The organism is Kitasatospora sp. NPDC004272, from assembly GCF_053603035.1.
This window is the reverse complement of record NZ_JBSGET010000101.1, coordinates 18,203-30,651: the sequence shown is the minus strand read 5'-3', so window position 1 is coordinate 30,651 and position 12,449 is coordinate 18,203. Positions and strand designations below refer to the sequence as shown.

The 12,449-nt window shown below is 73.7% G+C and carries 12 protein-coding genes; 3 read left to right on the top strand and 9 right to left on the bottom strand.

The genetic code is table 11. The annotated features are described in order from the left end of the window. Positions 1-135: 135 nt before the first annotated feature. Entirely contained in the window at positions 136-987 is an 852-nt protein-coding gene (locus ACWEO5_RS26865) for a hypothetical protein (protein WP_452164806.1), read from the bottom strand. A 324-nt stretch (positions 988-1,311) separates the two neighbouring features. Between ACWEO5_RS26865 and ACWEO5_RS26860 the strand changes: the two genes are divergently transcribed. Beyond that, on the top strand, positions 1,312-1,494 hold the full coding sequence (locus ACWEO5_RS26860; RefSeq protein WP_344553129.1) for a PspC domain-containing protein: 183 nt from the start codon (positions 1,312-1,314) through the stop codon (positions 1,492-1,494). Between the two features lie 244 nt (positions 1,495-1,738). On the opposite strand, the gene ACWEO5_RS26855 is transcribed toward ACWEO5_RS26860, so the two are convergent. From ACWEO5_RS26855 to ACWEO5_RS26845, 3 genes are all read right to left on the bottom strand, one after another. Beyond that, a complete protein-coding gene (locus ACWEO5_RS26855; protein ID WP_452164805.1) occupies positions 1,739-2,212 on the bottom strand; it encodes a hypothetical protein in 474 nt (157 codons plus the stop codon). 189 nt (positions 2,213-2,401) lie between these two features. Next, positions 2,402-3,550, bottom strand: coding sequence for an adenosine deaminase (locus tag ACWEO5_RS26850; RefSeq protein ID WP_452164804.1), 1,149 nt, complete (start codon positions 3,548-3,550; stop codon positions 2,402-2,404). Between the two features lie 74 nt (positions 3,551-3,624). Next, entirely contained in the window at positions 3,625-4,581 is a 957-nt protein-coding gene (locus ACWEO5_RS26845) for a LysR family transcriptional regulator (RefSeq protein WP_452164803.1), read from the bottom strand. 64 nt (positions 4,582-4,645) lie between these two features. Here ACWEO5_RS26845 and ACWEO5_RS26840 point away from each other — a divergent pair, with 64 nt between their 5' ends. Both ACWEO5_RS26840 and ACWEO5_RS26835 read left to right on the top strand, forming a co-directional pair. Then, a complete protein-coding gene (locus tag ACWEO5_RS26840) occupies positions 4,646-5,917 on the top strand; it encodes an MFS transporter (protein ID WP_452164802.1) in 1,272 nt (423 codons plus the stop codon). Further along, positions 5,914-6,423 carry a Uma2 family endonuclease gene (locus ACWEO5_RS26835; RefSeq protein WP_452164801.1) on the top strand — a complete coding sequence of 170 codons (510 nt, stop codon included), beginning with the start codon at positions 5,914-5,916 and terminating at the stop codon, positions 6,421-6,423. Before ACWEO5_RS26840 ends, ACWEO5_RS26835 begins: the two co-directional genes overlap by 4 nt. Before the next feature lie 20 nt (positions 6,424-6,443). Here ACWEO5_RS26835 and ACWEO5_RS26830 read toward each other — a convergent pair whose 3' ends face one another. From ACWEO5_RS26830 to ACWEO5_RS26810, 5 genes are all read right to left on the bottom strand, one after another. Then, positions 6,444-7,721 (bottom strand): thymidine phosphorylase, encoded by a 1,278-nt coding sequence (locus ACWEO5_RS26830; RefSeq protein ID WP_452164800.1) that lies wholly within the window; start codon positions 7,719-7,721, stop codon positions 6,444-6,446. A 93-nt stretch (positions 7,722-7,814) separates the two neighbouring features. Further along, positions 7,815-8,219: a cytidine deaminase gene (locus tag ACWEO5_RS26825; protein WP_344553114.1), complete on the bottom strand. Its 405-nt coding sequence runs from the start codon at positions 8,217-8,219 to the stop codon at positions 7,815-7,817. Continuing rightward, on the bottom strand, positions 8,216-9,481 hold the full coding sequence (locus ACWEO5_RS26820; protein WP_452164799.1) for an ABC transporter permease: 1,266 nt from the start codon (positions 9,479-9,481) through the stop codon (positions 8,216-8,218). The genes ACWEO5_RS26825 and ACWEO5_RS26820 overlap by 4 nt, the downstream gene beginning before the upstream one ends. Continuing rightward, entirely contained in the window at positions 9,478-10,644 is a 1,167-nt protein-coding gene (locus ACWEO5_RS26815; RefSeq protein ID WP_452164798.1) for an ABC transporter permease, read from the bottom strand. The genes ACWEO5_RS26820 and ACWEO5_RS26815 overlap by 4 nt, the downstream gene beginning before the upstream one ends. Positions 10,645-10,648: 4 nt before the next feature. Then, entirely contained in the window at positions 10,649-12,238 is a 1,590-nt protein-coding gene (locus ACWEO5_RS26810) for an ABC transporter ATP-binding protein (protein ID WP_452164797.1), read from the bottom strand. Positions 12,239-12,449: the final 211 nt, after the last annotated feature.

Below are 12,449 nucleotides of genomic sequence, written 5' to 3'. Positions count from 1 at the left end.
CGGGACCCCGGCCCCCGCCGCCCCCGCCCCCGCCCCCGGACGCGCCGAGGGCCGGAGCGAAACGCGTCCGCGCCCCGTCCCGGCCCCGGCCCTGTCGGTGCTCGGCTCCCCGGCCGCACCGCGCGGCTGAGCGGATCAGCCCGCGGAGAGCGCGGTGTCCATGTCGAAGACCTGGGCGGCCGCCGGAGCGGTCACCGTCACCGGCTTGCCGAAGTCGCCGAACCGGATCTCGCCCATCGCGGCGCCCTTCATCGAGATCACGTAGGGCTCGCCCTCGTTAGCGACGGCGACCTGCAGCGGAGCGCCGCTGCTCTCGTCCTTCGCCGTGAAGAGGACCGTCTTGACGCCGTCGAGCTGGCCGGTGCCGTTCTTGGCGACGCTGCTGTCCGGCGCGCCGTTCTCCAGCAGGCCCGCCTTCCGCTGCGCGTCGATGCCCAGCTCGCAGAACCAGCCGAAGCCGTCGCTGCCGTTGATGCCGGCACCGTCACCGGTCAGCCACTTGCCGGCCATCGCGCCGGCCGCGGCGGTGTTGCCCTCGGGAACGATCGCCTTGAGGAAGCCGGCGTCCGGCTTGATCCACCTCTTGCCACCGGTGCCCCGGATCTCCGCCTTCCCGGTGCCTTCGATGGTGAAGGTGCCGGAGCAGTTGCCGGAGGAGTCGGCGGCGACGGACCCGCTGACGTTGCCGTCGGCGTCCGCCATCGTGAAGGTCACCTTGGCGCTGGTGAGCTTCTCGCCCGCCGCCCGGGTCCTCTTGAGGATCTCCTCGGCCGACAGGGTCTCCAGGCCGCCGCCCTTCCCGGCCACGGAAGCGGAGGCGGAGGTCGAGGCGGAGGCCGAGGTCGAGGCGGAAACCGAGGCGGAGGCGGCCGAGGACGTGGCGGGAGCGGCACCGCCCTTCTTGTTGCCATCGGAACCGCAGGCCGTCAGGCCGGTGACACCGAGGACGGACAGCACGGTGACGGCCAGCAGCCGGTTGGTACGCATCAGATTTTCCCTGTTCCTATGACAATCAGATGCGCGAGTCTCCCAGCACGCGGAACCGCCCCTCCCGTCAGCTCCACTTCCTTTGATTTCGCTTTACTCGGTATTGCCCGCCGGCAATACCGGCGGCGACGGCGAGGCCGACCCCGGAGGGCAAACCGGGGGTCGCCCCGGAGCCGACCCTGACTCCGCCCTCCTCCTGCCCGGGGACCGCTCCGGGGTCCGGATCGGCATCACGGCGGACGCGACGCCGCAGGTCACGGCGGCAGGATGGAGGCATCACCCGGTCGGAGGGACCGCACCGGGCCCACTCCCCCGGAGGAGACGATGAGCAGCCTCGCCCGTCCCCGTCACAACCGCGTCATCGCCGGCGTCTGCGCCGGGATCGCCGAGCGCTTCGGGCTCGCCCCGCGGACGGTCCGGATCCTCTTCCTGGTGTCCTGCCTGCTGCCCGGCCCGCAGTGCCTGCTCTACCTGGCGCTGTGGCTGCTGCTCCCCCAGGAGGCGTGAGTCCGCCCCGCACCACCCCGGATCGCGCCGAAGACCCCGGAGGAGATCGGCGCCGTCCCGGACGAGCCGGACGGGGCCGAACGCCGGGAGTCCGTCCGGGCGTCAGCGCGGGTCGCCGACGCCGGGCGGCCCGAACCGCGGGCGTGGACCCTGGGCCTGCCCGGGCAGTCGGGCCTGGCGCCCCGAGCACACGACGGAGGGGCCGTTCCCCAGCGGGAACGGCCCCTCCGTGCGCTCCGGTGCGTCAGCCGCCCAGGCCCGGCAGGCTGGGCAGGCCGGGGGCGCCGCCGCCGGTCGGGGACAGGCTGCTCAGGGTGCCGACCACGCCGCCGACCGGGGTCTTGGCCAGGCCCTGGCCGCCGGGGACGGAGTCCAGCCCGCCGACCCGGTTGGCGGCCGCCGGGGCCTGCTCCTGGTCCACGCCGCCGGGGCCGGTCTGCTCGGCGACCGGCGGGGCCTGCTCCTCGACGGGGGCGGCCGCCGGGGCGCCGGCGTTCGGGTTGAGGGTGCCGGTCACCGTGCCGAGCTGGTCGCCGCCGGGGAGCTTGCTCACCGCGCCGGTGGCCGCACCGGTCACGCCGGGGTTGGTGAGCGCGCTGGTCGGCAGTCCGAGGCCGCCGGGGGCGACCGGCGCGGCGGAGGCGGAGCCCGCGGCGACGGCGGCGAAGGCGACGCCGAGCGCGGCGGTGCCGGCGGCCTTGAGAGTGGCCTGCTTCATGTGTGCGTCCTCAGTCCTGGTCGGGCCGGTGCACCGGCGGACGCCCGAGGGATCGGGGACGTCGCCGTCACACCGAGTCAGCAGTGACCGGCCCACCGTAGTGAGAGGACCGTGCGCCCGCCAAAGCCCGGCCACTCCGGAGAGTGATAAGTCGGACCATCTCCATGGACGCCGGCCCGGCCGTCCCCGTCAGTCCCGCGGCCCGAACAGCCACTCCGCCTTCAGCTCGGCGTAGCCGGGCTTGATCACGTCGCCGATCATCGCCAGCCGCTCGTCGAACGGCAGGAACGCCGACTTCATCGCGTTGACGGTGAACCACTCCAGGTCCGCCAGGGTGTACCCGAAGGCGTCCACCAGGTGCGCGAACTCGCGGCTCATCGAGGTGCCGCTCATCAGCCGGTTGTCGGTGTTGACGGTGACCCGGAACTTCAGCCGGGCCAGCAGCCCGAGCGGGTGCTCGGCGTACGAGGCGGCCGCGCCGGTCTGCAGGTTGGAGGTCGGGCACATCTCCAGCGGGATCCGCTTGTCCCGCACGTACGCGGCCAGCCGCCCCAGCTCGACCCGGCCGTCCGCACCGACCGTGATGTCGTCCACGATCCGCACCCCGTGGCCGAGCCGGTCCGCGCCGCAGCACTGCAGCGCCTCCCAGATCGACGGCAGGCCGAACGCCTCGCCCGCGTGGATGGTGAAGTGGTTGTTCTCGCCCTTGAGGTAGTCGAACGCGGCCTGGTGCCGGGTCGGCGGGTGGCCCGCCTCGGCCCCCGCGATGTCGAACCCGACCACGCCCCGGTCCCGGTGGCGGTTGGCCAGTTCGGCGATCTCCTGCGAGCGGGCCGCGTGCCGCATCGCGGTCAGCAGCGTGCCGACCCGGATCCGGTGCCCGCGCGCCCGCGCGTTCGCCTCGCCGAGCCGGAAGCCCTCGTTGACCGCCTCCACCACCTCGTCCAGGCTCAGCCCGCCCTCCAGGTGCTGCTCCGGCGCGTACCGCACCTCGGCGTACACCACCCCGTCGGCGGCCAGGTCCTCGGCGCAGTCCGCCGCGACCCGCAGCAGCGCGGCCCGGGTCTGCATCACCGCGCAGGTGTGCGCGAAGGTCTCCAGGTACCGCTCCAGCGAGCCCGAGTCGGCCGCCGCCCGGAACCACTCCCCGAGTTCCTTCGGGTCGGTGGTCGGCAAGCCCCGGTAGCCGCACGCCGCGGCCAGTTCGACGATCGTCTCCGGCCGCAGCCCACCGTCCAGGTGGTCGTGCAGCAGCACCTTCGGGGCGCGGGCGATCTGATCGGGCGTGGGGACGTGCGGGGCCGTGCCGCCCGCGAACGCGGTGATCTGCTTCTCCATTGCCGGAGCATAGACCCTACGCGCGTAGATTGCCTACCACCACGCCGTTCCGCCGCGCCCGCGGAGCGGCGCCCTCAGTCGTGCGCGAGGATGCTCCCCCGCCGCGAGAGCACGAAGTCCCGGAAGGCCGCCGCCGGCGGCGTGAGCGGGCGGTTCGCGTGCCAGGCCAGGCCGATCGCCCGGCGGGTGCGCGGCGCGGTGACCTCCAGTTCGACGACGCCGGGGCGGGGGACGAGCGCGGGCGGCAGGAGGGCGACGCCGAGGCCCGCCGCGACCAGGCCGCGCAGCGTCTCGACCTCCTCGCCCTCGAAGGCGATCCGCGGGGTGAACCCGGCCTCCGCGCAGAAGCCCTCCATGATGTGGCGCAGCCCGTACCCCTCCTCGACGGCCACCCAGCTCTCGTCCGCGACCTCGGCGAGCCGGATCCGGCGGCGCGCCGCGAGGCGGTGCTCGGCGGGGACGGCCAGGAAGAGGCGCTGCTCGTCCAGCGGGCGGGCGACCAGGTCGGGGGCGTCGGGGAGCGGGGACACCAGGCAGAGGTCGAGCTCCCCGGCCCGCAGGCGCTCCAGCATGGCGGCGCCGTAGTCCTGGACGAGCTGGAAGCGCACCCGGGGGTGGCCGGTGCGGAAGCCGCGCAGCAGGGCGGGCACCGCGTCGCTCCCCATGGTGTGCAGGAACCCGAAGGCGACCCGGCCGCCCGCCGGGTCGGCCTCGGCCCGGGCCGCCTCCACGCCGCGTTCGAGCTCGGCGAGGGCCCGCTCGACGGCGTCCAGCAGGATCCGGCCGGCCCGGGTGAGCCGGACGGCGCGCCCCTGGCGGGCGAGCAGGTCGACGCCGAGTTCGGCTTCGATCCGGGCGACGGCGCGCGACAGGGTGGGTTGCGGCCTGCCGAGCAGCTGGGCGGCCTGGGTGACGTGCTCCAGCCGGGCGACGGCCGCGAACTCGGCCAACTGCGGTGCGAGGACCGTCACATCGGTGTCCGGGCCGAGTTCGACCAGGCGGACCGGCGCGGAGCTGCTCTCATGCGTCACAGCATCGATGATCCCCCATTGATGCATTGGACGCATCAGGCCGCCCGGTCCTAGCGTCGACGTCATGCAGCCCGCCAGTACCGAGGCGTCCGCGCCCGCCCCCGTCAGCACTCCCTCCGATCTGCGCCTGCGCCCCGGCAGCCGGGACTTCCGCCGCGCCAACCTGGCCCTGTTCGCGGCCGGCGTGGCCACCTTCGTCCTGCTGTACTCCACCCAGGGCCTGCTGCCGCTGCTCTCCGCCGACCTCGACCTGACGCCCGGCCAGGCCAGCTGGACGGCCTCCGCCGCCACCCTGGGCCTCGCCCTCGCCCTGCTCCCGGCCAGCGCGCTGTCCGACCGCTACGGGCGCACCGCGGTGATGACGGCCTCCACGCTGGCCGCCGCGCTGATCGCCGTCGCCCTGCCGTTCGCCCCGGACCTCACCACCCTGGTGGTGCTGCGCGCCGTGCAGGGCGCGGCGCTGGCGGGGCTGCCCGCGACCGCGATGGCCTACCTGGCCGAGGAGGTGCACCCGTCGGCGCTGGCCTCCGCGATGGGGCTGTACGTCGCCGGCAACTCGATCGGCGGGATGGGCGGCCGACTGGTCTCGGGCTGGGCCGGCGCCGCTTGGGGCTGGCGCTGGGGCCTGGCGGTCTCGGCGGGCCTGGCGCTGCTCGCGGCGCTGGCCTTCCGCACCCTCGTCCCGCGCGCCCGGCACTTCCGCCGCGCGCCGGTCGACGCGAGGGCGCTGGCCGCGACCGTCGCGGGGCACCTGCGCAACCCGCTGCTGCTGCGGCTGTACGCGCTGGGGATGCTGTTCATGGCCGTGTTCGGCGCGGTCTACAACACGGTCGGCTACCGGCTGACCGCCGCGCCCTTCCACCTGCCGCAGTCGGTGGCCGCGTCGATCTTCGTGGTCTACCTGGTCGGCACCGCGTCCTCCGCCTCGGCGGGCCGGCTGACGGCCCGCTGCGGCCGCCGCGGCACCCTCTACCTGGCGATCGCCACCACCACCGCGGGCCTGCTGCTCTCCCTCGCGGGCTCCCTGTCCTGCGCGGTCCTCGGCCTGGTCCTGATCACCGCCGGCTTCTTCGCCGGCCACGCCACCGCCTCCTCCGCCGTCGGCCGCACCGCCACCACCGGCCGCGCCCAGGCGTCCGCCCTCTACCTGATCGCCTACTACCTGGGCAACAGCCTCGGCGGCACCCTGGGCGCCGACGCCTACCACTCCACCGGCTGGTCGGGCACCGCCGCCGTCGCCCTGGTCGCCATGGCCTGCGCGGCCGGCGTCACCCTCTACGCCACCCGCCGCGCCGTCACGGCGCGCCGCGAGCAGGCCGTTACCGTCCGGGCATGACCGACGACTACCCAACGCTGCGGGCGATCGCCGACGCGCTGCCCGCGGTGCCGGACCTACGGGCCCCGGAGATCGCCGACGGCACGGTGCACCTCGCGCTCGCCCCGGGCCCGCAGCACGGCGCCGCCGTCGAACTGGCCCGCCGTCAACTGGCCGCCCAGCTCACGCCCCCCGGACGGGTGATCCCGGACGCGCCCCTGGAAGCCCCGCCCCTGGGTCTGCTGCGCCGCCCGGACCTCGCCGTCCTCCCGGCCCCGGCCGCCCGCCCGCTCCTGGCCGTCGAAGTCGTCGCCCCGCACTTCCCGGAGTTCGACCACCGGCCCAGGGCGCGCGACTACGCCGCCATGGGCGTCCCGCTCTACCTGCTGGTCGACCCCCGCCTGGGCACCGGCATCGTCCACTCCGAACCGGGCTACACCGACCGCCGGAACTTCGCCTTCGGCGACACGATCACCGTCGGCCCCTGGAAGCTCGACACCGGCGTCCTGCGCACCTACTCCGGCTAGCAGGACGCCGGGGCACCCGGCTAGCCGATCCGGTCCAGCACGATCGGCGCCGGGGTGAACGCGGTGCCCGCCGGGGCGACGGTGACGGCGCCGTCCAGGGCTTCCAGGGCGTAGCCGAAGCGCTCGGGGGTGTCGGTGTGCAGGGTGAGCAGGGGCTGGCCGGCGGTGACGTGGTCGCCGGGCTTGGCGTGGAGTTCGACGCCGGCGCCGGCCTGGACGGGGTCCTCCTTGCGGGCGCGGCCGGCGCCGAGGCGCCAGGCGGCGACGCCGACGGCGTAGGCGTCGAGGGCGGTGAGGACGCCGGTGGCGGGGGCGGGGACGACGTGCTGTTCGCGGGCGACCGGGAGCGGGGCGTCGGGGTCGCCGCCCTGGGCGGTGATCATGCGGCGCCAGTGGTCCATCGCGGAGCCGTCGCGCAGGGCGTCGGCCGGGTCCTTGCCGTGGACGCCGGCGGCGGCGAGCATCTCGCGGGCGAGGGCGAGGGTGAGTTCGACGACGTCGGCGGGGCCGCCGCCGGCCAGCACCTCGACGGACTCGCGGACTTCGAGGGCGTTGCCCGCGGTGAGCCCGAGCGGGGTGGACATGTCGGTGAGCAGGGCGACCGTGGCGACCCCGGCGGAGCGGCCCAACCCGACCATGGTGCGGGCGAGTTCGCGGGCGTCGTCGAGGTTCTTCATGAAGGCGCCGGAGCCGACCTTGACGTCCAGGACGAGGGCTCCGGTGCCTTCGGCGATCTTCTTGGACATGATCGAGGAGGCGATCAGCGGGATCGCCTCGACGGTGCCGGTGACGTCCCGGAGCGCGTAGAGCTTCTTGTCGGCGGGGGCGAGCCCGTCACCGGCGGCGCAGATGACGGCGCCGCAGCCGCGCAGCACGTCGAGCATCTCCTCGTTGGAGAGCAGGGCCCGCCAGCCGGGGATCGACTCCAGCTTGTCGAGGGTGCCGCCGGTGTGGCCGAGGCCGCGGCCGGAGAGCTGCGGGACGGCGGCGCCGCAGGCGGCGACCAGCGGGGCGAGCGGGAGGGTGATCTTGTCGCCGACGCCGCCGGTGGAGTGCTTGTCGGCGGTGGGGACGCCGAGCGCGGAGAAGTCCATCCGTTCGCCGGAGCGGATCATCGCGTCGGTCCAGCGGCTGATCTCCCGGGCGGTCATGCCGTTGAGCAGGATGGCCATCGCGAGGGCGGACATCTGCTCGTCGGCGACCTCGCCGCGGGTGTAGGCGTCGATGACCCAGTCGATCTGGGGGTCGGTCAGTTCGCCCCGGTCGCGCTTGGCCCGGATGACGGAGATGGCGTCCATGCAGGTGCTCCAGAAGATCCAGAAGAGGGGAAATGCGAAGAGTGTCGCGGGATGTCCTCCCGCGACACTCTACGCGCGTAACCGCCGGAGCGGCTACAACTTGTCCGGCCCGAACGCGTCCGGCAGCACCTCGCTCATCGGCCGCACCCCGGAGGGCAGTTCGACCAGCAGCCCGGGCCCGCCGTGCTCGTACAGCAGCTGGCGGCAGCGCCCGCACGGCATCAGCAGCTCGCCGCCGCCGTCCACGCAGGTGAAGGCGACCAGCCGGCCGCCGCCGGAGGCGTGCAGCGCGGAGACCAGCCCGCACTCGGCGCACAGGCCGAGCCCGTACGAGGCGTTCTCCACGTTGCAGCCGACCACCGTGCGGCCGTCCTCGACCAGGGCCGCGGCCCCGACCGGGTACTTGCTGTAGGGGGCGTACGCGTGCCGCATCGCGGCCCGGGCGGCCTCCCGCAGCGCCTCCCAGTCGACCTCCGGGGCCGGAACGGCCGCCGTCACTTGGCCTGCCCCTTGCGGTAGACCTGGCCGTCGGCCTTGGGCATCCGCAGCCGCTGCGAGGCCAGCGCGAGCACCACCAGGGTGATCACGTACGGGGTGGCGACGATCAGCGGGCGCTGCACCTCGTCGGTGCAGGCGTACCAGGTGGCGACGCCGCCCGCGACGACGGTGCTGATCACCCCGGCGGTGAGCTTGCGGCGGTAGAACTGCCAGAGCGCGAGCAGCGCCATCGCGATGGCGACCACCAGCAGCAGCACGTGCACCGAGTCGGCGTCGCGCAGCTGGAGGCTGTCGGTGAAGCCGAACAGGCCCGCGCCGGCGGCCAGGCCGCCCGGCATCCAGTTGCCGAAGATCATCGCGGCCAGGCCGATGAAGCCGCGGCCCTGGGTCTGGCCGTCCCGGTAGAAGTGCGCGGCGACCAGCGAGAGGTACGCGCCGCCGAGGCCCGCGAAGGCGCCGGAGGAGATCACCGCGAGGTACTTGTACTTGTAGACGTTGACGCCCAGCGACTCGGCGGCGGTCGGGTTCTCGCCGCAGGAGCGCAGCCGCAGGCCGAACACGGTCCGCCAGAGCAGGAAGTAGCTGGCCACCAGGAACGCGGCGGCGACCAGGGTGACCACCGACAGGTCGGTGACCAGGCCGCGGACGACGCCGGCCACGTCGGAGACCAGGAACCAGTGGTGCTTCTCGACGGTCCCCAGCCAGCTCGACAGGCCGGGGAAGGTGAAGGTCGGCAGCGAGTCGGCGGGCGGCGACTGGTTGGCGCCGGCGCCGTCGGCCACGTAGTCCTTGTAGTAGATCCGGTTGACGTACGCGCAGATGCCGGGGATCAGCAGGTTGATGCCGACGCCGGAGACGATGTGGTCGACGCCGAAGGTGACGGTGACCAGCGCGTGCAGCAGGCCGCCGAGCGCGCCGCCGGCCATGCCGGCCAGCAGGCCGACCCAGGGGTTGACCAGGAAGCCGGCCCAGGCGCCGCAGAAGGTGCCGGCCACCATCATGCCTTCGAGGCCGATGTTGACCACACCCGCGCGCTCCGACCACAGGCCGCCGAGGCCGGCCATCGCGATCGGCACGGCGGAGGCCAGCGCGGCGCTGATCTGCCCGGAGGAGGTCAGGCCGTGGTTGCCGGTGGCGGCGCCGACCGCGGCGAACAGCACCAGGGCGAGCGCGATCAGCAGCAGCACCACCGGCCAGGTGAGCTTGGTCCGCTTCGCGGACGCGACCGGCGTCTTGGGCTTGCCGGCGACTGCGGTGCTCATGCCGCGACCTCCTTCTGGGCGGCCGCGGCAGCCTGCGCGGCGAGCTCGGCGCCGACCTTCTGCTGCTGGCGCTTGAGGCCGTAGCGGCGCACCAGTTCGTAGGCCACGACGACACAGATGACGATGGTGCCCTGGATCACCGGGATGATCTCGGACGGGTAGTCGCCCCGGGTGGGCAGCTGGGCGCCGGAGGCGTCCAGGAAGGCGAACAGCAGCGCGGAGAACGCGATGCCGATCGGGGTGTTGCGGCCGAGCAGCGCCACCGAGATGCCGATGAAGCCGAGGCCGGTCTGCACGTTCTGCCCGAAGTACGGGGTGTTCTGCATGAGTTCGGGCAGGCCGACCAGGCCGGCCAGCGCGCCGGAGACCACGATCGAGGTGATCACCATGCGCTTGACGTTGACGCCGGAGGCGCTGGCGGCGCTCTCCGAGCGGCCGGTGGCGCGCAGGTCGAAGCCGAACCGGGTGCGGTTCAGGGTGAACTGGAAGACCACGCCGACCAGCACCGCGATCACGATGAAGCCCCACAGGGTGCCGCCCTGGGTCTCGACCGAGAAGAAGTTGCTGGACTCGGAGATCTTGCCGGTCTGGATCGAGTTGGTGGTGCCGCTGGTCTTCGGCGCGAAGATGCCGGGCACCAGCAGCACGCCGATCACCGCGGTGGCGATGGCGTTCAGCATGATGGTCGAGATGACCTCGCTGACGCCCCGGTAGACCTTCAGCAGGCCGGCGATCGACGCCCACAGGCCGCCGACGCACATCGCGACGATCAGCAGCAGCGGGATCTGCAGGAAGGCCGGCAGGTCGACCTGGCTGCCGACGAACGCGGCGAACATCATGGCCAGCTTGTACTGGCCCTCGATGCCGATGTTGAACAGGTTCATCCGGAACCCGAACGCGGCGGCGGCCGCGGCCAGGTAGTACACGGTGGCCTTGTTCAGCACGGCGACCTGTCCGTCGGACGCGGTGCCGTAGTTCCACATGATCGAGAACGCGTCGAACGGGTCGCGGCCGGAGACCGCCAGCAGGCCGCCGGCGATGATCAGCGACAGCAGCACCGCCAGCACGGGGGCGGCCAGGGCGAGCCCGATCCGCTCCAGGTCGACGCGCTCGCGCAGTGACCGCTTGGCCGCGGGTGCGGCCGGGGGGTTGGGACTGGTCATGTGGTTACTCCCCCGCCTGCTCGTCGTCGGCGGTGTCGGTGGACGGGGTGCCGGCCGGGGCGCCGGCGGCCTCGGTGCCCTCGGCGGCGACGGCCTGCGCCTCGGCGAGGGCCTGCGGGTCGGACTCGATGTGGCCGGTGGCGGCGCCGGTCATGGCGCTGCCCAGGTCCTCGGCGGTGACGGTGGCCGGGTCGGCGTCGGCGACCAGGCGGCCGCGGTAGATCACCCGGATGGTGTCGGACAGGCCGATCAGCTCGTCCAGGTCGGCGGAGATCAGCAGCACCGCCAGGCCCTCGCGCTGGGCGGAGCGGATCTGCTCCCAGATCTGGGCTTGCGCGCCGACGTCCACGCCGCGGGTGGGGTGGGCGGCGATCAGCAGCTTCGGGGAGTGGCTCATCTCCCGGCCGATGATCAGCTTCTGCTGGTTGCCGCCGGACAGCGAGGCCGCGGTGACCTCGATGCCGGGGGTGCGGACGTCGTACTCCTCGACGATCCGCTGGGTGTCGGCCCGGGCGCCGGCCGGGTCGAGCAGCACGCCCTTGGAGTTGGGCCGCTCGGTGACGTGGCCGAGGATCCGGTTCTCCCACAGCGGGGCTTCCAGCAGCAGGCCGTGCCGGTGCCGGTCCTCGGGGATGTAGCCGATGCCGGCCTCGCGGCGGGCCCGGGTCAGGGTGCGGGTGAGGTCGGCGCCGTCCAGCGTGACGGTGCCGGCGTCCAGCGGCAGCATGCCCATGATCGCCTCGACCAGTTCGGCCTGGCCGTTGCCCTCGACGCCGGCGATGCCGAGGATCTCGCCCTTGCGGATCCGCAGCGACACGTCGTCCAGGACGACCCGCTCGACGCCCTCGGCGTCCGGCTTGGCGATCCGCAGGCCCTCGACGCTCAGCATCTCGCTGTCGGTGACGGTGGACTCGCGGCTCTCCGGGGAGGGCAGTTCGGCGCCGACCATCAGCTCGGCGAGCTGCCGGGCGGTCACCTGGCGCGGGTCGGCGTCGCCGACCGTGGTGCCGCGGCGGATCACGCTGATCGCGTCGGCCACCGAGAGCACCTCGTGCAGCTTGTGCGAGATGAAGATGACGGTGACGCCCTCGGCCTTGAGCTCGCGCAGGTTGTCGAACAGCGCGTCGACCTCCTGCGGGACGAGGACCGCGGTCGGCTCGTCCAGGATGAGGATCCGGGCGCCGCGGTACAGCACCTTGAGGATCTCCACCCGCTGCCGGTCGGCCACGCCGAGGTCCTCGACCAGCGCGTCCGGCTTCACGCCCAGGCCGTACTGGTCGGACAGTTCGCGGATCCGGGCCCTGGCCTTGGCGCCGATGCCGTGCAGGTGCTCGCCGCCCAGGACGATGTTCTCCCAGACGGTGAAGTTGTCGGCCAGCATGAAGTGCTGGTGCACCATGCCGATGCCGCGCGCGATGGCGTCCGCGGGGGTGGAGAACTCCACCTGCTCGCCGTCGACGGCGATGGTGCCCTCGTCCGGCTTCTGCATCCCGTAGAGGATCTTCATCAGGGTGGACTTGCCCGCGCCGTTCTCGCCCATCAGCGCGTGCACGGTGCCCCGCCGCACGGTGATGTCGATGTCGTGGTTGGCCACCACACCGGGGAAGCGCTTGGTGATGCCGCGCAGTTCGACGGCAGGCGTCGCCGTCCCCGCGCGGGGGGTGCCGTCCGTGGGGACGGAGTCGGAGGGGGTGATGGCGATCTCCTGCTGGTCGTCGGGCGCTTCGTCGCGCTGAGGGCTCAGGGGGAAACCCGGGAGGGGCCGTGCCGCGCGGACGCGGTGCGGAACCGACGGGGGCCCGGAC